The sequence below is a fragment of the Paenibacillus lemnae genome (assembly GCF_012933385.1).
Taxonomy (GTDB): Bacteria; Bacillota; Bacilli; order Paenibacillales; family Paenibacillaceae; genus Paenibacillus_AQ; species Paenibacillus_AQ lemnae.
Window position 1 is genome coordinate 433,584 of the sequence record NZ_JABBPN010000003.1, and the last position, 19,406, is coordinate 452,989.

At 51.1% G+C, this 19,406-nt stretch carries 16 protein-coding genes, 1 tRNA gene and 2 pseudogenes; 15 read left to right on the forward strand and 4 right to left on the reverse strand.

Annotated elements, in window-relative coordinates; genetic code table 11:
• The first annotated feature begins 128 nt into the window (after positions 1-128).
• From HII30_RS05620 to HII30_RS21995, 4 genes and pseudogenes are all read left to right on the forward strand, one after another.
• Positions 129-1,889: a proline--tRNA ligase gene (locus tag HII30_RS05620; RefSeq protein ID WP_169504004.1), complete on the forward strand. Its 1,761-nt coding sequence runs from the start codon at positions 129-131 to the stop codon at positions 1,887-1,889.
• Positions 1,886-2,638, forward strand: a complete 753-nt coding sequence (locus HII30_RS05625; protein WP_169504005.1) for a class I SAM-dependent methyltransferase — start codon at positions 1,886-1,888, stop codon at positions 2,636-2,638. Before HII30_RS05620 ends, HII30_RS05625 begins: the two co-directional genes overlap by 4 nt.
• Positions 2,638-3,363: pseudogene (locus HII30_RS05630) on the forward strand (MBL fold metallo-hydrolase); the annotation flags it as partial. The gene HII30_RS05625 and the pseudogene HII30_RS05630, both read left to right, overlap by 1 nt.
• A 159-nt stretch (positions 3,364-3,522) precedes the next feature.
• A pseudogene (locus HII30_RS21995) lies at positions 3,523-3,651 on the forward strand (MBL fold metallo-hydrolase); the annotation flags it as partial.
• 668 nt (positions 3,652-4,319) lie between these two features.
• Here HII30_RS21995 and HII30_RS05635 read toward each other — a convergent pair.
• A complete protein-coding gene (locus HII30_RS05635; protein ID WP_169504007.1) occupies positions 4,320-4,547 on the reverse strand; it encodes a hypothetical protein in 228 nt (75 codons plus the stop codon).
• A 183-nt stretch (positions 4,548-4,730) separates the two neighbouring features.
• Here HII30_RS05635 and HII30_RS05640 point away from each other — a divergent pair, with 183 nt between their 5' ends.
• The 4 genes from HII30_RS05640 (at position 4,731) to HII30_RS05655 (ending at position 10,443) form a co-directional block, all read left to right on the forward strand.
• On the forward strand, positions 4,731-5,897 hold the full coding sequence (locus tag HII30_RS05640; protein ID WP_169504008.1) for a glucose-1-phosphate adenylyltransferase: 1,167 nt from the start codon (positions 4,731-4,733) through the stop codon (positions 5,895-5,897).
• 57 nt (positions 5,898-5,954) lie between these two features.
• On the forward strand, positions 5,955-7,058 hold the full coding sequence (glgD, locus tag HII30_RS05645) for a glucose-1-phosphate adenylyltransferase subunit GlgD (RefSeq protein ID WP_169504009.1): 1,104 nt from the start codon (positions 5,955-5,957) through the stop codon (positions 7,056-7,058).
• Between the two features lie 26 nt (positions 7,059-7,084).
• Positions 7,085-9,520: a glycogen/starch/alpha-glucan phosphorylase gene (locus tag HII30_RS05650; RefSeq protein WP_169504010.1), complete on the forward strand. Its 2,436-nt coding sequence runs from the start codon at positions 7,085-7,087 to the stop codon at positions 9,518-9,520.
• A 122-nt stretch (positions 9,521-9,642) separates the two neighbouring features.
• Positions 9,643-10,443: a hypothetical protein gene (locus tag HII30_RS05655; RefSeq protein ID WP_169504011.1), complete on the forward strand. Its 801-nt coding sequence runs from the start codon at positions 9,643-9,645 to the stop codon at positions 10,441-10,443.
• Positions 10,444-10,535: 92 nt separating this feature from the next.
• Here HII30_RS05655 and HII30_RS05660 read toward each other — a convergent pair whose 3' ends face one another.
• Complete coding sequence (locus tag HII30_RS05660) at positions 10,536-11,093, reverse strand: phosphatidylglycerophosphatase A family protein (RefSeq protein WP_169504012.1); 558 nt, start codon at positions 11,091-11,093, stop codon at positions 10,536-10,538.
• Between the two features lie 165 nt (positions 11,094-11,258).
• On the opposite strand from HII30_RS05660, the gene HII30_RS05665 reads away from it, so the two are divergent.
• The 3 genes from HII30_RS05665 to HII30_RS05675 all read left to right on the forward strand — a co-directional run bounded on the left by HII30_RS05665 (position 11,259) and on the right by HII30_RS05675 (position 13,801).
• Positions 11,259-12,314: a GerMN domain-containing protein gene (locus HII30_RS05665; RefSeq protein WP_169504013.1), complete on the forward strand. Its 1,056-nt coding sequence runs from the start codon at positions 11,259-11,261 to the stop codon at positions 12,312-12,314.
• Positions 12,315-12,402: 88 nt separating this feature from the next.
• On the forward strand, positions 12,403-13,161 hold the full coding sequence (gene rph / locus HII30_RS05670; RefSeq protein WP_169504014.1) for a ribonuclease PH: 759 nt from the start codon (positions 12,403-12,405) through the stop codon (positions 13,159-13,161).
• Between the two features lie 4 nt (positions 13,162-13,165).
• Positions 13,166-13,801, forward strand: coding sequence for an XTP/dITP diphosphatase (locus HII30_RS05675; RefSeq protein WP_169504015.1), 636 nt, complete (start codon positions 13,166-13,168; stop codon positions 13,799-13,801).
• 86 nt (positions 13,802-13,887) lie between these two features.
• Here HII30_RS05675 and asnB read toward each other — a convergent pair whose 3' ends face one another.
• Positions 13,888-15,732, reverse strand: coding sequence for an asparagine synthase (glutamine-hydrolyzing) (gene asnB / locus HII30_RS05680; RefSeq protein ID WP_169504016.1), 1,845 nt, complete (start codon positions 15,730-15,732; stop codon positions 13,888-13,890).
• Positions 15,733-15,891: 159 nt separating this feature from the next.
• On the opposite strand from asnB, the gene HII30_RS05685 reads away from it, so the two are divergent.
• The 3 genes from HII30_RS05685 to HII30_RS05695 all read left to right on the forward strand — a co-directional run bounded on the left by HII30_RS05685 (position 15,892) and on the right by HII30_RS05695 (position 18,389).
• A complete protein-coding gene (locus HII30_RS05685; protein WP_169504017.1) occupies positions 15,892-16,218 on the forward strand; it encodes a hypothetical protein in 327 nt (108 codons plus the stop codon).
• Positions 16,219-16,233: 15 nt separating this feature from the next.
• On the forward strand, positions 16,234-16,596 hold the full coding sequence (locus HII30_RS05690) for a hypothetical protein (protein ID WP_169504018.1): 363 nt from the start codon (positions 16,234-16,236) through the stop codon (positions 16,594-16,596).
• 302 nt (positions 16,597-16,898) lie between these two features.
• A complete protein-coding gene (locus tag HII30_RS05695) occupies positions 16,899-18,389 on the forward strand; it encodes a copper amine oxidase N-terminal domain-containing protein (protein ID WP_246246123.1) in 1,491 nt (496 codons plus the stop codon).
• 162 nt (positions 18,390-18,551) lie between these two features.
• On the opposite strand, the gene HII30_RS05700 is transcribed toward HII30_RS05695, so the two are convergent.
• A complete protein-coding gene (locus tag HII30_RS05700; protein ID WP_169504019.1) occupies positions 18,552-18,845 on the reverse strand; it encodes a magnetosome magnetite crystal formation protein family in 294 nt (97 codons plus the stop codon).
• A gap of 169 nt (positions 18,846-19,014) precedes the next feature.
• On the opposite strand from HII30_RS05700, the gene HII30_RS05705 reads away from it, so the two are divergent.
• Positions 19,015-19,088: transfer RNA gene (locus HII30_RS05705), tRNA-Arg, on the forward strand.
• The last annotated feature ends 318 nt before the right edge of the window (positions 19,089-19,406 follow it).

A 19,406-nucleotide genomic window follows, 5' to 3' on the forward strand; every position in this document is an offset into this window, starting at 1 on the left:
TATTGCCGGTATGAGGACTTGTTCGTACGTTGGCAGGTCAAACACAGGGTGGTACCACGAGCACATTCGTCCCTTATGACGAATGTGCTTTTTTGCGTTGTTGCGGTGACAATAGGAGGGTGAGACTCATGCGGCAAAGCCGATTATTTATGCCTACACTTCGGGAAGTGCCTGCGGAAGCAGAGGCGCTAAGTCATCAATGGATGCTGCGGGGCGGATATATCCGTCAGACCGCTTCCGGAATGTATACGTATCTTCCTTTAGGATGGAAGGTGCTGCAAAAGATTGAACACATCATTCGTGAAGAGATGGATGCTTCAGGAGCCCAGGAGCTTCATATGCCTGCCATTCAGCCTGCTGAATTATGGAAGGAATCCGGGCGTTACAACGTATATGGTCCTGAGCTGATGCGGCTGCAAGACCGCCATGACCGGGAGTTTGTGCTCGGTCCGACGCACGAAGAAGTCATTACGGCTCTGGTGCGTTCAGATATATCTTCATACCGCAGCCTGCCGCTCAATCTGTATCAGATTCAGACCAAGTTTCGTGATGAACGTAGACCGCGCTTCGGTCTGCTTCGAGGACGGGAGTTTCTGATGAAGGATGCTTATTCCTTTGACCGTGACTGGGAAGGGCTGGACGTTACTTACCGCAGCATGTACGAAACCTATGAACGGATTTTCCATCGCTGCGGCTTAACCTTCCGCGCTGTGGCAGCGGACAGCGGAGCCATTGGCGGACAAGGCGAAACACATGAATTTATGGCACTAGCTGATATCGGTGAAGATACCATCGTGTCCTGCAGCGGATGCCGTTATGCCGCCAATCTGGAGACGGCGGAGTTCAGAGTGCCCAACTTGGACAGCGGGCTGGATCTGGACCCTGCAGGATCATATGCAAAGCAAGCAGCAGCTCCGCCAGAAGTTGTTCATACTCCAGACGTCAGGACGATTACGGAGCTCACGGAATACCTGCAAGTCACTGCACATGAAATAATTAAAACCCTGCTCTACGTGGCAGACGGCCGGCTGGCTGCGGTACTGGTCCGAGGGGACCGGGATGTGAATGAGATTAAAGTGAAAAATAAGCTGCAGGCCGATACCCTTGAATTAGCATCCGCCGAAGATGTAATGAAGGCGACGGGAGCGGGCATCGGATTTGCTGGGCCGGTGGGCTTGACATTCAACATTCTGGTGGATAACGAAGTGGCAGGCATGACTGAGGGAGTCACGGGAGCGAATCAGGATGATACCCATCTGCGGCATGTAGTACCCGGTGTCCACTTTTCATTAGAGTATGCTGGCGATTACCGGAATGCGGAAGAAGGAGATCAATGCCAGCACTGCGGAAGTGCACTCGAATTTCACCGGGGCATCGAATTAGGACACGTCTTTAAACTGGGAACCAAATACAGCGAGACTTTAGGGGCTTCTTTCCTGGATCACGACGGCCGGGAGAAACCGTTTGTCATGGGCTGTTACGGGATCGGCGTCTCGCGGATTATGTCAGCTGCAGCAGAGCAAAGTATCACAGGAGAACGACTGCTCTGGCCGAAGGCTATAGCTCCTTTTGATGTACATATCATCGCGGTGTCGGTCAAGGATGAAACACAGATGAACGCTGCAGAACAAATGTACCGGGAACTGAGCTCTGCCGGACTTGACGTGCTGCTGGATGACCGTAACGAACGTGCCGGTGTTAAATTTAAAGATGCTGACCTTGCTGGTGTTCCTATGCGTATTGTTGCAGGGAGAGGTGCTGCTTCCGGTGAAGTGGAATGGATGGGCAGCGACGGTGAGAAGGTAGTGGTAACCGTGAAGGAAGCTGTAGAGCGAGCCATTAACGGTGCACAAAAAACAGAACAAACCGGAGGCGAGAGAAGGCCATGACCGAATGGTATGAAAAAAGCTTTGGAGAAGATTATCTGCTGGTCTATCAACACCGCGATATGCAGGGAGCCGAACATGAAGTGCACAACATGGTGGCATGGCTAAAGCTGGAAGAGCACGCCAAAGTGCTGGATCTCTGCTGCGGCATGGGACGCCATTCCTTGGTACTGGCGGAAGCCGGAAACCAGGTGACAGGGGTGGATCTGTCAGATGAGCTGCTTGCGGAAGCGAAGTCGGAAGATGAGCAGGGGCAGGTCAGGTGGCTGCAGTCGGATATGCGGCGTATCCCTGTCCAGGACGGTGAGTTTGATGCTGTGCTGAATCTGTTTACTTCTTTCGGATATTTCACCAACGACAAAGAACATATCAAGGTGCTGGAAGAGATCAGGCGGGTACTGAAGCCGAATGGAAAATTTATTATCGATTTTCTAAACCCAGCTTATGTGAAGCGTCATCTTGTACCGGCATCCTCCCGTGAAGCGGAAGGACAGCAGATTGAGGAGCGGCGGGTCATCGAGAACGGCTATGTCAAAAAAGAAATTACGATCACCTCAACCGAAGGCGGCGGTGAGCCCAGACGTTACAATGAACGGGTGAAGCTGTATACCTGTGAGGAGTTCAGGGATATGATTCATGAGGCCGGCCTGATTATTGACCAGATTCATGGCAGTTATGATGAAGATATGTATGATCCAGAAGAGTCGCCGCGTATGATATTTGTAGGACGGTGTCCCGGGGAGCGTGCTTGATGGAGTACACTGTACTTTCGCGTGAGCCGGATATCGTCTCCTGGAATCAAAGCGGCCTGATCCAAATCAAAATCCCGCTGGATAATCCGCTGCGGTGGGTCAACAGCTATCTTCTCCGAGATGGGGATGAAGTTACATTAATTGACCCTGGGCCTCGCACGCCAGCGGCGGAGCAGGAATGGCTGGCTGCCTTTCGTGTGTTAGGCTTGCAGCCGGCGGATATAAGCTTGATACTGCTGACTCACCATCATCCCGACCATTATGGATTATCGGGCTGGCTGCAGCAGCAGAGCGGCGCTCCCGTCCGAATGTCGGAGCGTGCCGAACTTGAAGCTCAACTGATGTGGGGCAGCGGCAGTTCGATGGATGAGGATCTGCCATCTTTTTTTGAAAGTCATGGTATGCCTGCTGTGTGGCTGGAGCAGTTGCCAGGACATTTGAACATCTTCATTCCCCAGGTCACCCCAGCCCCCAAGGTGACGCATCAGCATGATGGTGAGCAGCTGGATATGGGAGGGCGAAGCTGGCAGGTCATTCAGACGGCAGGCCATGCGCCGGGGCATCTCTCGCTCTATCATGAGGGCAGCGGAGATTTGATCTGCGGCGACGCGGTGCTGCCGCAGATCTCCCCGAACGTGAGCCTGCTGCCCGGCAGCGATGCAGCGCCGCTGCGCCTGTACCTGGAGGGGCTGCGCCGCCTCCAGACACTGCAGGTCCGGGCTGCGTACCCCGGACATCGACACCCGTTCACGCATTTTCGTGAACGGATCCAAGCGCTCCTCGAACATCACGAGGAGCGGCTGAACACCACGGCCGGCCTGCTGGCGAGCGCCGGCCCCATGACCGCCTTCGAGGTCTGCACCGCCCTCTTCGGCGGCAAGCTCGGCATCCATCAGCTGCGCTTCGCCATGTGCGAAGCGCTGGCCCATCTCGCCGAGCTGGCTGCGGTCTCGCGTGCAGAGCTGCGCGAGACCGAACAAGACAAATATGTCTTTGCAGCACCGGGGTCCTAAAGCCCGGTCCTGCAAAGAATACCTCACACCTCTGTGACACTAAGGTTTACGGATCACGGCAACTTCGAATATCCTGAGAATAGATGATGACATCTGTTATGAAGGGTCCGATTCCTCTGCCGTGATCAAAATCTTGCGGAGTGCTAGCAGAGACCTTCCTAATGATCACTTTTCTAGTCATTTTTATCCCTGTAATCATCGGTATGTTTAAGGTTTAAGTGTAGGTTGTGCCATTTTGCTCGCATGCACCTAATATGTAGGGCATAGAGTGTCCCATAACATGGATGAGCGAGATGCTGTAGTAATGGTTTATACTCAGATTATAAATACGATTTGTTGATTATTTCAGATTATGGGCACGTCTTACAGTTTAAATATGAGTATTAGCTGTACAGCTGCCATCTTGCCGTTGGCAGCTGCTACATAACTGATTTCATAGAATCACTGTAGGTCCCACGCATGATCGTTTAAAAATTCAGGTTTGTTGATCACTGTCTGGTGCTGCGGATCACTGTCTGGTGCTGCGGTAACGGAGTTGGGGTTGAAAATCAGGGATTCTTGGGGCAGCAGGTGTGGTGTAGATCGATGTGTACTTGCACTGATAGCGATGCGGCAAGTCTAACGGACCCTCAGTCCGTTAACGGTGGGAAATCAGCGGTTTGTTATATTTAACGGACATTCAGTCCGTTAGCGTACCGGCAGCAGAAATCAGTGCCGCAATCGCCAGCCGCAGTGCTGCCGCTCCACAATCGCTGCGTGCCCGCGCTGCTCGCAGACGTACTACCTGCGCTGCCACACTCGCGCAGCTTTGCACCCGCCACGGGCCCTCCCGCAAGGCGTCCCACTCGCGTCGCAATCGCCAGCCGCAGTGCTGCCGCTCCACAATCGCTGCGCACCCGCGCTGCTCGCAGACGTACTACCTGCGCTGCCACACTCGCGCAGCTCTGCACCACCCGGCGCCACCGCACTCGCGCTGCCGCCCGCCGCCTGCACCGCCCGCCGTCCCAAAGCCCACCAGCCGCACCGCCACCGTCACCCGCTGGCCGCGGTCTGAAAACCATACTCAAAGGAGAATGTCCATGAAACGAAAAAAAGTGGTTGCCATGCTGCTCGCCGGAGGACAAGGAAAGAGACTGAAAAGTCTGACCCGGACGCTGGCGAAGCCTGCTGTATATTTTGGCGGTACCTATCGGATTATTGATTTTCCGCTATCCAACTGCTCGAATTCCGGTATTGACACGGTAGGCGTTCTCACACAGTATGAACCGCTTGTGCTGCATTCTTATATTGGGGTGGGCAGCGATTGGGACCTGGACCGAAAGAACGGAGGCGTCTTTGTTCTTCCGCCTTATGAACGGGAGGATGGAACAAGCTGGTACCGCGGAACGGCCGATGCCATCTACCGGAACCTGAAGTTCATTGAACAGTATAACCCGGAGCATGTGCTGATCCTGTCGGGCGACCATATTTACAAAATGAATTATGATACCATGCTTGATTATCATATTGAGAAAAACGCAGACTGCACCATTTCGGTCATCGATGTGACACCGGAGGAAGCTACACGCTTCGGTATTCTGAATACCGAAGAGGATTATCGAATATACGAATTCGAGGAAAAACCGGCGCAGCCGAAAAGCACGCTCGCTTCCATGGGCGTCTACCTGTTCAAATGGGAGATGCTTCGCAATTATTTGCTGATGAATTTGAACAATCCCGATACGAGCCATGATTTTGGCAAAGACATCATTCCGCTCATGCTGGGAGAAGACCGAACCTTATATGCCTACCCATTCCAAGGCTATTGGAAAGATGTGGGGACCATCCAAAGCCTGTGGGAAGCGAACATGGACCTCCTGTCTGAAAATCCGAAGCTGGATCTGAATGACCCGCGGTGGCGGATTTATACCCGGAACCCGAACCAGCCTGCCCAGTATATTGCCCCTGAGGCCAAGGTGCGCAATTGTATGATTAATGAAGGGTGTCAGGTGTATGGTGAGGTCGATCACTCGGTTTTATTTTATGGCGTTGAGGTTGGGCAAGGCAGTGTCATTACCGATTCGGTCATCATGCCCAAGGTGAAAATCGGCCGCAATGTGACCATTCACCGTGCCATTGTGTCTGAAGGCATGGTTATCCCTGACGGGGCCGTCATTGGGACGGACCAGGACAATGATCAGGAGATTTCCCTGATCAGTGAAGATGAGATTGGGAATTTCTCGGCAAAGGTTTCACCGAGTCTGTAATCATTCATTACGCTGTGATTTTTAAGCATGGCCAATTCAAAGGGGACGGTGTATGCAATGAAACAACTCATGGGTGTGATCAATCTGGATCATGAACTGGATGTACTGAGTGAGCTAACCTATTTTCGATGCGGGGCTGCCGTACCTTTTGCCGGACGCTACCGGCTGATTGATTTCGTTATGTCCAACATGATGCACTCCGGCGTGGAGGATATCGCATTGTTCGTCAGACGGAAATACCGCTCCCTGCTGGATCATCTGGGCGAAGGCGGTCCGTGGGATTTGGACCGGAAGCGGGGCGGGCTGTTTATACTTCCCCCGGACTGGAATGATCCTTCCGATGTTTCCGTAGGCGAGCTGCAGCATATCTACAATAACCAGAACTTTTTCGCAAGGGGACCGGCCCAATATATTATCCATTCCGGCAGCCAGCATTTGAGCAGCGTGGACTTTTCCGAGGCCTATGAATATCATATAAAGCAGGGTGCGGATGTGACGTTAATCTATACGAAGGCGGAGGAACTGCTTCCCGAGCATCGTCCTTGTGTCCGGCTGGATGTTAATGAAGAAGGTATCGTGACCGATATTCATCATGAGCATGATAATACTAACATTTATATGGATATGTTCATTATGGAAAAAGAGCTGTTTCTGCAGCTGATGAAGCAATGCATCGCGCACCAGGAAAGCCATGTGTTCAGGGACGCGATTCAAAAAAACCGCCACAAGCTGAAAATTGCCGGCTATGAATATCAGGGATATCATGCAGTCATCAACTCGCTGGAGAGCTACTACCGCAACAGTCTGGATCTGCTGGAACAGGAGAAATACCAATCCTTGTTCAGTGCGCAGCCTGTGCTGACGAAAATTAAATATGAAGTCCCTGCCAAATATCTGGAATCTGCCGATGTGCGGCATTCGCTGGTCGCCAATGGCTGTCAGATCGACGGGACCGTGGAGAACAGTGTCTTATTCCGGGGTGTCAAGGTGAAGGAAGGCGCACGCATTCATAATTCGATCATTATGCAAAAATGTGTCATTGAAGAAAACGCGGTGCTGGAGAATGTCATTCTTGATAAAGACGTCGTCATTACAGCCGGCCGTAAGCTGCAGGGCGATACACGAAAGCCCTATGTGGTGGCCAAGGATATGGTGATCTAAACTTTAGTGTCAGGAGGACCCTTCCTTTGTTTAACAATAAAGAGTTGTTTAAAGTCTCGTTTCAGGAACAATTGATCAGCCGGCTCGGTAAAAGTATGGATGAAGCGACTGCCGGAGATATTTATAAAATCCTCGGTTCCCTCATCCGTGAAAATATTGGACGTGATTGGGCGGAGAGCAACCGAATCAGCAACATTCAGAAGGAGAAGCAAGTCTATTATTTCTCCATGGAGTTTCTGATTGGACGCCTGCTCGGCAATAATCTGCTCAACCTGGGCATGCTGAATACGGTTCGTGAAGGACTAGCAGAACTGGGATGGGATCTGGATGAGGTGGAAGCCCAGGAGCCGGATGCAGGTCTCGGAAACGGTGGACTCGGGCGTCTCGCAGCCTGTTTCCTGGATTCTCTGGCCTCCCTGCAGTATGCGGGACACGGGTGCGGAATCCGGTACAAATATGGCCTGTTCGAACAGAAAATCGTAGACGGACATCAGGTGGAGCTTCCCGATGACTGGCTTCAAAGAGGGAATGTATGGGAAGAGCGCCGGGCGGATAAGAAGGTGGAAGTTTCCTTCTGGGGCCGGGTAGAGGTAGAAGAACAGGACGGGAAGACCGTATTTACTACCGTCAATGACGAGAAAGTCTGGGCGGTCCCCTATGATGTTCCGGTCATCGGCTACGGAGACGGGCGTGTGAATACCCTTCGGCTGTGGAGTGCAGAGTCTGCGGTCGACCCTGTCAAAATGGTTCAGGACGGCCAGAACAGCTACTATCAGTTTCTGGAGTACAGCCGTTCGGTAGAGTCCATCTCGGAGTTTCTTTATCCCGATGATTCCGGGTACGAGGGCAAGCTGCTGCGGCTGAAACAGCAGTATTTTCTCTGCTCCGCCGGGCTTCAGAGCCTGCTGAGAACATTCGAGAAGCTGGAACTGCCGTACAGCGAGCTGCCGGAAAAAGTGTCTGTTCATATTAATGATACTCATCCGACGCTGCTGATCCCCGAGCTGATGCGGATTTTGATGGATCATAAGGGATACGGCTGGGAGGAAGCATGGGATATTACCACCCGGACGGTATCCTATACGAATCATACCCTGCTGAGTGAAGCGCTGGAGAAGTGGCCTGAAGGGATGGTTCGTGAACTGCTGCCTCGAGTGTATATGATTATTGAGGAAATCAACAAACGTTTTTGTGGCAGTTTGCTTGAAGACGGTATCTCTCAAGAGGTCGTTTCACAGGTCGCGATTCTGGAGAGCGGGCAGGTGAAAATGGCTCATCTTGCGATTGTCGGCAGTTACAGTGTGAACGGAGTGGCCGGGCTGCATACAGAGCTGCTGAAGAGTGATGTAATGAAGCCTTTTTATGAGCTGTATCCCGAACGCTTTAATAATAAAACCAACGGAATCACGCACCGCCGCTGGCTGATGCATGCCAATCCTGAGTTAAGCAGCCTGATTAGTGAAAGCATCGGCACAAGCTGGATTACCTCGCCGCACAAGCTGCTGGGGCTGGAGACATTCAAGGATGATGCTGTATTTCAGCAGAAGATCATGGATATCAAGCGGAACAACAAGCTTCGGCTGGCAGAGTATGTCCATCAGAAGCAGGGTATCGCGGTGGATCCGGATTCTATCTTTGACGTCCAGGTGAAGCGGCTTCACGGCTATAAAAGACAGCTGATGAACATTCTGCACGTTATGCATCTGTATAACGAAATCAAGGATAACCCGAATGTGGAGCGGGTGCCGCGGACCTTTATATTTGGAGCCAAGGCCGCTCCTGGATATTATCTTGCCAAGAGCATCATCAAGCTGATCAATGTGGTTGCCGATGTGGTGAATAAAGATCCACAGGCCTCACAGCAGCTGAAGGTGCTTTTCCTGGAAAATTATTCAGTCTCTTTGGCTGAAAAAATCATTCCGGCTGCAAATGTCAGTGAGCAGATTTCTACTGCCGGCAAGGAAGCGTCGGGCACCGGCAATATGAAGTTTATGATGAATGGTGCTCTAACCATCGGTACACTGGATGGAGCCAATGTAGAAATGTTTGACATGCTGGGGAATGACAATATGTTCCTATTCGGCCTGCGTTCTGAAGAAGTGCTGGATTATTACCGGTACGGAGGATATTTGTCCAGGGATATGTACAGCCAGCATGAAGAAATCCGGCGGGTGCTGGACCAGCTGATCTCCGAAGGGCCGTTCTGCTGCCATGAGCGGGAATTTGGGCTTATCCGCCAGTCGCTCCTGGATCATAATGATGAGTTTTTCGTTCTGCGTGACTTTATGGATTATGCTGCCAAGCAAAAGGTTATAGAACAGGCATATATAAATAGTCAGGCGTGGGCCTCAAAGTCTATTGTTAATATTGCACACAGCGGACATTTCTCCAGTGATTGTACGATCAACCGGTACGCCTCCGAAATCTGGGATGTTGCTCCGGTTAAGGTGGAGATCTATTGACAGCTAATGCAAATCATGGTAATATCTAGCTAGTTCAAAGGCCATGCAACCCTAGGGTTCAACCTCTTATACAGGAGGTTGAACCCTTTTTGCATTGTCCCACAGAGGAAAGGAGAATGGTCATGACCGTAGAAAGCTTGCTGCTGCAGCGATTGAATCAAATCGGTGAATCATTGGAGAGAAAAGAAGAGGCACTTGCATTATTTGGTCTTGGCTCTGTTGGTGTCGAGACCGGACGTATTGATGAATTTTCGGACCTGGATTTTTTCGTCATTGCCGCCCCGGGCCGGAAGCAGTCCTTGATCGACCGATTGGATTGGCTGGAAGACATTTGCCCGCTGGCCTATCAATTCAAGAATTGTGAGCTCGGCTATAAATTTTTGTATGAAGACGGCATATATGGGGAGTTTGCTGTGTTTGAACCGGCGGAGCTGGACAGCGCGCTGTATACAGGAGGAAGAATGGTATGGAAACGGCCGGATGTCCTGAATGATGATATTGCTGCAGGGAAGATGCCGCTTCCCGCTATACGTGCTGTCTCTCTAGATCATGTTGTCGGTGAAGCTGTTACAAATCTGTATGTGGGATTAGGCCGCTATCTTCGCGGTGAGAAAATGTCGGCGTTCAAATTCATTCAAGGATATCCGATCGATGGGCTGATGTCGGTCCTGCATATACTGAAGCCCGAAATCAACTATTTCCCTGATCCTTTCGGCAATGAACGAAGGCTGGAATCCCGATTTCCCGGCTTTTCCGAGGTGATCGGAAACATGCTTCAGGGTTATGACAAGACGCCGGAGTCCGCGCTTCACCTTCTTGAATTTCTGGAGAGCATCTATCCTGTAAACCCGAGAATGAGCCAGGAAATTCGCAAGCTGGCCGAGCGGTGTCTTTCCAAGACATGGGGTAGGGAAGGCATGTAGCTTGTTTAACAGGAGGCTGCTGCGATCCGCAGTTTCATGACTCAGAAAAAATCGGCCCGGGCGCTGTATTCCCGGAGCCGATTTTTAATAGGTTACAGATTATTCCCTTCAATCGTATCACCGGTGATTTCGATCTCTCGCTCGCCCTGCTTGCGGTGAGCAATACGGCTGCTGGCTGCGGCAGCTACGGCGCCGACGATATCATCCAGGAATGTATGGATGTTGTTGTCCGACTTGTCGTTAAGGCGTTCCAGTACGCCCGGCTTAAGCTTGTCGATATAACCATAATTCGTGAAGCCGATGCTGCCGTAAACATTCACGATCGAGAAAGCAAGAATTTCATCCACGCCGTAAAGCCCTTCATCATTCGCGAGCATTTCCTGAAGCGGAGAGAGCAGCTTTCCCTCTTCGGCCAGAAGATCCAGCTGAATGCCTGTTATCACAGCGTTCTGAACCTCGCGTTTTGCCAGAACACTCTCTACATTCTCGATGCATTCTTCCATCGTCAAATCCGGGTAGTACTTTTTCTGAAGCAGCATTACCAGTTCGGCGATTTCGAGCATGGTCACTCCGCGCTCGTGAAGAAGACGGGTAGTCGCTTCGGCGACCTTTTTGCTGTTTAAGCTGTAGGGCATTTTTGCGTCCGCCATATTCTTCCTCCGTTCTTGGTCTGGTTGACAATACATCTGATCCATTTGATTTTACGTTTTTCAGGAGTACTTTGTCCAGAAGTCTCAAAATGCGGTCATGTTTTGAAAAAGGGCTCGTATACATAGGAGTACAACCTGTACAAAATGTAGGGAGGAACAATACACATGACACGTAAACATCACATTCGGGGACTTTCGGCCGCAGGCCTGCTTGTGGTCCCCATTATGCTGGCCGGATGCAGTCCTTTTGGCGGTAAAGAGTCGGGGGCGATTGATCCGCCGCCTGCCCAGCAGGAAGCCCAGATGATCAACTCCGTTTCTGCTCCTCCTGCTTTGGGGGAAAACGGAATGCAGACGACCGTGTACTTGTCGGATCAGAAAGGCCTGCTTGCTCCTGTTACTCTTGGTATACCCAAAGATGTGGAAAAAGACCCAGTGGCCGCTTCTCTAGCTGTTCTGGTCAAAGGCAGTGCGTTTACGGGTTATATTCCAGAAGGATTTAGCGGTGTCCTGCCGGCAGGGACCGAGATTAAACATGTGACGGTAGATGCTGAGCAAAAAATGGCTGTGGTGGAGATGAATCAGGCTTTTGAGAACTACGAGGCAAAGGATGAACGTAAGATTCTGGAGGCCATTGCGTGGACACTGACCAGCCAGGAAGGGATACAAAAGGCGGAGCTGTGGGTGGAAGGCGAGAAGCTTACGGAAATGCCAGTGAACCGTACCCCGCTTGACCGGCCGCTTTCCCGTGCGCTCGGCATCAATCTGCAGAAGGCGGATGACACACAGTACAGCCAGTCTTCACCGGTTACCGTTTACTTCTCCGGCGTCACTCCGGCTGGCATTCAATATTATGTACCCGTGACTCGTCTGGTAGCATCGGGACAGGATTCCGTGCAGGCAGCGGTGCAGGAACTTATACGGGGTCCGCAGTATGGAGACGGGCTGGAAATGGTCATGACCGGCGGAACAACGCTGTCTGGTGTGGAAAAGAGTGAGGACGGCTCTCTCACGGTCGCTTTGAATGACAGCATGTTTGATCAAGGTGAAGAAATTCCGGCCGAACTTCTGCAGGCTGTTGTACTGACCGTGACGGAAAACGCGGGAGATGCCAAGGTCAAGATCAAAATGAATGACCTGGCCGAGGTGAAAGGTACGGACAGCGTCAGCTACAGTGAGCCGGTCAGCCGTCCGGAACACATCAATGAGATTCCGATCTAGAACCGCACAGGGTGCTTTTATGCCGGTACTTTGATAGAATAGGGTTTGCTTAACCAGTACTGCGACAAGAAGTAGGAGGCAAAAAAACATGAGATCTAACGGACGCAAGAGTGACGAGCTTCGGCCCATGAATGTATCGACCCATGTAAATAAATATGCGGAAGGCTCCGTGTACATCGAGATGGGAGAGACCAAGGTGCTGATAACAGCTACCGTGGACGAGAAGGTTCCCCCATTTCTGAAAGGACAAGGAAAAGGCTGGGTTACAGCGGAATACTCCATGCTGCCTCGGGCGACACAATCCCGAAATCAGCGTGAAGCCAACCGCGGTAAGCTCAGCGGCCGGACGATGGAAATTCAGCGGCTGATCGGTCGGGCACTTCGGTCTGTTGTGAATCTGCATGCATTGGGCGAGCGTACGATCACCCTGGACTGTGACGTCATTCAGGCGGACGGCGGAACTCGTACCACCTCCATCACAGGTGCTTTCGTTGCGATGGCGATCGCGATCAATAAGATCGCAGAGCAGCATAAACTGAATGTGTTCCCCATTACCGATTATCTGGCTTCCATCAGCGTAGGTGTGGCAGGAGGCCGGACGCTGCTGGACCTGAACTATGAAGAGGATTCCAAGGCCAAGGTCGATATGAATCTGGTCATGACCGGAACCGGGAAATTCGTTGAAGTTCAAGGTACAGGGGAAGATGCTCCTTACTCGCGCGAGGAGCTCAATGAAATGCTGGAGATCGGTGAAAAAGGAATTAAGGAACTGATTGCGAGACAGCAGGAAGCGCTGGGTCCGATCGCGGATAAAATCGGCAAAGTGAACACCAGAAGCGGAGTATAACAAGATGAAGCTGACTGGTGAAACTCTCATTGTCGCGACCCGCAATCCAGGCAAAGTAAAAGAATTTTCCCATGCTTTTGCACCGTTCGGATGGTCTGTCAAAAGCATGTTTGATTATCCCGAGCTGCCCGATGTGGTGGAAGACGGAAACACGTTTTCAGATAATGCTTATAAAAAAGCGAAGACGATTGGCGATGCTCTGGGCATGCCGGTGCTCGCAGATGATTCAGGTCTGTGTGTGGATGCTCTGGGAGGCGATCCTGGTGTCTACTCCGCCCGATATGCCGGGGAGCATGGAGATGACGTGGCCAACAATGACAAGCTGCTGACAGAGCTGAGCCGGCTGCGGACCAGTGATGCTTCGAATGAGAATGAACGGATGCTTAGTCCGGCTCAGTTCGTCTGTGTGCTGGTGCTGTACGATCCCCTATCGGGTGAGCATGTGGAGACCCGGGGAACAGCAGATGGATGGATCACTTCGGAGCCGCAGGGTGACGGGGGATTCGGATATGATCCTCTGTTTTACCTCAAGCAGTACGGTAAAACGATGGCTCAGCTGACCCTGGATGAGAAGCAGGCGGTCAGTCACCGGGGCCATGCGCTGCGGCAGCTGACAGAGAAGCTTTCTGCATTTCAATAAAATAGTTTCTTCTATATAAATGAGATAAAGGCAGAGCCGGAATTGAGGGCTCTGCCTTTATTTGAGTTTAAGGGTGCAGCTGCCATTCACCGGATAGATACATGATAGTCTTTCAGCCAGAAATTCACTTGAGCCAGGTATGCAAACAGCTGCGGTCCCGACATCAGCTGTCCAAACCATGGGAGGTTGGAGGAAGCGTCCGGTGAGGATGCTAGTTCCCTGATTTTTTTGGTATTAATCAGCGGCAGGATGGGGGAAGAGGGGTCATCCAGAATGGACAGCACCTGCTGCTTCACTGTAGATAGATAATTCGGATTATGTGTCTTCGGATAAGGACTTTTCTTGCGGTAAAGAACATCATCCGGCAGCACGCCTTCCAGCGCTTTTCGAAGAATACCTTTTTCCCGGTTGCCTGACATTTTGATATTCCATGGAATGTTGAACACATAATCAATCAGCCGATGATCGGTGTAAGGCACACGAACTTCCAATCCCACACCCATACTCATGCGATCTTTGCGGTCGAGCAGGGTCGGCATGAAGCGGGTGATATTCAGATAGGACATGACACGCATTTTAGCCTGCTGTGCGTCTTCGCCTTCTAATACAGGAACTTCAGCTACGGCATCGCTGTAACGGTCCCCGAGATATTCCAGAGGGCGGATCCATTCCCGGATCTCGGGCGAAAGGAGGCTGTCGCGCAGCTGAGGGGCAACCGACCAGGGGAATGTGCCGGAATTGAGTGCATCTTCCCGGTGGAACCAAGGGTACCCTCCAAAAATTTCATCCGCAGCTTCCCCTGAAATGGCGACGGTTGCTCCTTTTTTGATTTCCCGGCAGAACAGGAGCAGGGAAGCGTCCACATCGGCCATCCCCGGCAGATCCCGCTTTTGGGTGGACAGCTCCAGCGCTTCGACCAGCTCGGGGGTATCGAATTCGATCCAGTGATGGCGGGTTTGCAGTTCTTCATGCATGCGCTTGATCCAGGGGGCGTCTGCTCCCGGCTGGAAAGCATGGGATTTGAAATGCTTGTCATTGTCAACGTAGTCGACGGAATAGGTATGGACCTGCCCTTGTCCTGTGCGGGTATAGTAATCCACGGCCAGTGCAGAGAGTGCGCTGGAATCCAGGCCGCCGGACAGCAATGAGCAGACAGGCACGTCAGACACGAGCTGCCGTTCCACCGTATCCTGAATCAATTCCCGGAGATGTGCAGCTGTCTGCTGTTCATTATCGGGATGGGGGCGGCTCATAAGCTTCCAGTACGTATACGTATGAAGTCCTTCCCGTCCGAATATCATGGCACGGCCTGGCCGGAGTTCTGATATGTCGCGGTACACCCCATGTCCCGGTGTTCTGGCTGGGCCTACAATAAACACTTCGGCCAGTCCTTCCGGCCCAACGACAGGCTCTACTTTCGGGTGCTGCAGGATCGCTTTAGGTTCTGATCCGAAAATCAGTGTGCCGTCCACATAACTGTAGAACAGAGGTTTTACACCGACCCGGTCCCGGGCTAAAAACACCTGTTCTTTCACACTATCCCATATGGCAAAGGCAAAAATCCCGTTCAGCCGGTCCAGGCAGTCGGGTCCCCATTCGATATAGGACACCAGGAGCACTTCCGTGTCACATTTTGTATGGAAGATATGTCCCCGCTGAACCAGCTCGTTTTTTAATTCTGCCGCATTATATAGCTCTCCATTATATACAATGGCATAGACATCCTCTTCCCGATGAATAATCATCGGCTGGGCCCCATTCTCCGGGTCGATGACGCTGAGTCTCCGATGCCCGAATGCGCACGGATTGGAAATCCATGTTCCTGAGCCGTCAGGTCCCCGGTGGGCCAGGCTTTCCGTCATTTTCACCAGCAGCTGGGAGTCCTGGGTCAGGTCGCCGCTCCATTGAATAAATCCGGTTATTCCGCACATGATGGTTCATCCTCTCTTTGTCTGTGATCTACGCTGACCTTTTGGAATGGACTGAATTTGCAAAGTGATAAAGATATATGCCGAAGGAAGGCATAAAATGTCTGTCCTTAAACGAAAACTACAGGGGAGAGCATCGTTAAGCGAAAGGGTGACAGCACCTTGGACAAGTCGGTTTATTATGTGTCAGTTCACGGTCGTTCCGTGCTGGCTGAACGCGGGGCAAGTGCTTATGAATGGGAGATTCAGGCGACGGCAGAGGAAGCAGAACAGCTGCGTATGCAGCTGGAACGGCTTCAGGAAAAAGAGGAGGAGGCCTTCCCCGGCTACGTATTCCCCTGGCCGGATACTCCCGAGGAGAGTACGAACGCCTTGTTCCAGTCTTCACTGGATGGGGTCTATTCAACCATTCATCAGCTGGGAACGCCGGAAACGCGTTCACAGATGGAACAGTTCAGATTGTTGTCGCAGGATACAGAATCCATCTAATAAGGAGAGATCAGCATGTATCAGATCAAGGAAGCAAAAATCCGGAGAATGACAAACCTAAACGGGAGCCCCTGTGCTGAAGTGGAAGTATACTCTGCAGCTGGGGAGCCGAATGTGCTTGCTTATTTGGTGTCTTCCCCGTCCATAGACGGATATGAATTAGTGAAAGTGGTGCGCAGTGATGCTTCGATGGAGTATGACTGGTATGACAACAGCTTTCATACCGCTTTTGAGGATGTCACAGAGGGGGCATTCGAGAACAGTCTGACCGCTACAGCTGAGGAAGAAAAAGAGACATTCAGACAGCAGCTCCTGTCTACCGGTTCGCTGAACAAACAGCTGAATGAACGTTTTTTCGGCAATGGAACGGTGATGTGAATATTATCTCATGTGAATATACTCCTCAGAAAACCCATGCCGAAAAGCATGGGTTTTTTAGTTTGTATGGTGTGGAATAACAAGACTCAAGCCTTTCATGTTGCTGTAATCATATCATGCTGAGCATTAGGATAATCGGCACGATATAGTGTGGCTTATAGGATTGCCGTTTCATGAGTACGGCTTAATTATGTAAAGTGATAAATAGGGCTTTGCCTCTATTTGCGGACGTCACAACTGCCCCTATAATTTGGATTTAGTGTCGATGTTAGCGCTGAATTGGAAAAAAGGAGTGTTGAGATTTGAGAAGAACATGGATGCGTATACTGGGAACCGGCATACTTGCTATTGCAATCGCTGCTGCCGGGCCGCTGCATCAAACCGTTCACGGGGATATATCTTCAAATACGTCCACAAATGTGACGGTGATGGAATCATCCTACGCGCTTGAAGGAGGAAAGATGCGGGTCCGCTTCGATGTCCGTAATGGAGGTTCTGGAACTGAGGCTGGTTTTGTCGTCCTTGGTTATGATGCTTCGGGGAAAGTGATTGAGGCAATTGGAGATTCTGCTTATTTGATGAGCAATGAAATCGAGACGTTTGAAGTGGACCTGGATGCTGGCAGTCTGGTGAACAAGGTAGAGGTCAAGCCTGCCGGCCAGGCTGGGGACCGAGCGGTGCTTCTGGCTTCCGGTCATTATGAGCAGAACGGAAAAATCGAGGTGACGGCTGTGCTGCAAAATGCAGACAGCGGACGAAATGCCGGAGTTCTGGCAGTGGGATACGACGCTTCCGGAAAAGCAGTGGAAGTGAAATCCGCGTCCGGTTATCTGATGAGCAGTAATGTAGATACGTTTAGTATTCAGCTGAAGGCAGCCAAACAGATCAAAAGCGTGAAAGTAACCGCTGTCGATACACCGGAAGATGCCGTAAAGCTGCTTTCCACAGGAAGCCGCCTGGAGAACGGCAAGCTGATTGTATCCGGGGCTATTCAAAACCGGAATGAAGGCGGAAGAGTCGGTGTCATTATTGTTGGCAGCCAGGCGAGCGGTAAAGTACTTGAGGTGAATACGACCTCCGGCTATCTTTCTGGAAAGGAGATCGGCAATTTTGAGGCTGAACTGACAGCAGGGAAAGCGATCAGCGGTGTGAAGGTTTATTTGACTGGAGGCAGCCAAACTCCCAAGATTATTGCAGAAGGCCGGACCAGAATCAACAATAAGCTGGTTGTCTCGGTGGGCATCGAGAATGGGGACAAAAGTCAGAAAATTACGATGAAATCTTCAGCCTATAATGCTCAAGGGCGCTTACTGGGCTCCGATATCGATTCTATTTATATGACGGCGCATGAAGCTACAACGCTTCGGATTGATTATTTGGACAGTCGTGTCGCCAGTGTCAAGCTTAAATACTTTGATGAAGCAGGACAGGAGATTGGTGCCGTTCCGATTCGCATCAAAATCAACGGACAGCTGCAATCCTATGCACAGGCACCGGTCATGGTTAATGGCAGTGTGATGGTGCCTATGAGGCCTATTTTTGAATCTTTGCAGGCTTCGGTAAAGTGGAATCAGCAGACACAGACGGTTACCTCCACCAAGGGCTCGACGAAAATCCAATTAAAGCTTGGTTCAAAGCAGGCGACCGTGAATCAGAAATCCGTTAAGCTTGGTACAGCACCCCGGTCGGTGAAAGGGACGACGATGGTCCCTCTTCGTTTTGTAGCTGATGCGCTGGGTTGTGATGTGAAATGGGATAAGGAGCAGCAGATGGTTCTGATTACGACAAAGTAAGACGAGACAGTGCCTGCAATCCTGGTATCACAGTGATGCATGGTTGGAATGAAAGAGAGCCGGCTGCTGGGGCAGCCGGCTCTCTTTATGTTTGGATGAAGTGACTCTTATATATGCAGAGAGGAGATATGCAGCACGGTTTATATGTAAGAGCTTAACGTGTTAAGCGTATGCCCGCAGTACGTGAAGGCCTTGGATAATGTTGTACACAAATGTACCGAAGTAAATGACGGCAAACAGAATGATATAACCCATGACAGCGCCAAACGACCCCGCACTCAGAGCCATGATCAGCAGAAGAATACCTGCTGCCACCGGAAACATATGGGTCAAGAAAGCGCGCTTCGCATGCTTCTGAACTTCATAATCCTGAGATAAAATCCACACCGCAATCGGCAGCACAAAGGGAGCGAAAAAAATACTGAAATAGGATAAAGAAGATAGAAGCTGACGCATAACATTCCTCCATAATAAGTAATAGGTAATACGGCTATCCCTACATATTACCCGCAGCAGGAGAGAGCGATTCACGCCCGCGAGGCGAGTTGCAAAATTTTTATTTGAAAAATCCCCAAGATACGCTATAATGAATTTCGTCACAGTTTCAGACGTAATACATAACCATGTCCCAGTAGCTCAGCTGGATAGAGCAACGGCCTTCTAAGCCGTCGGTCAGGGGTTCGAATCCCTTCTGGGACGTAAATAACAAAACCGCCTCTGGGCGGTTTTGTTGCGTCCAGGGATGAGAAGCCCAGGGGGGCGTCGGAGCATGGGCTGCGGTAGGGGTGCATCGCAGTCCGCCCGCAGGGCGTAATGCCCCTGGTGAATTATGGAGCCCCCAATGTTACTCCGTGCCAGTGAGCCGGCCATCCGTGGTAATTAGAAATAAGCCTGAATTTCAAGCTTATTTCTCTCATTTTTCTCGCAAAAGATACTTTAAGGCTGAAAATCAAGCTTATATTAGCTGAAAATCTTATAACAGACCATAAAATGGTGCGAATTAAAAAAATAAGCCTG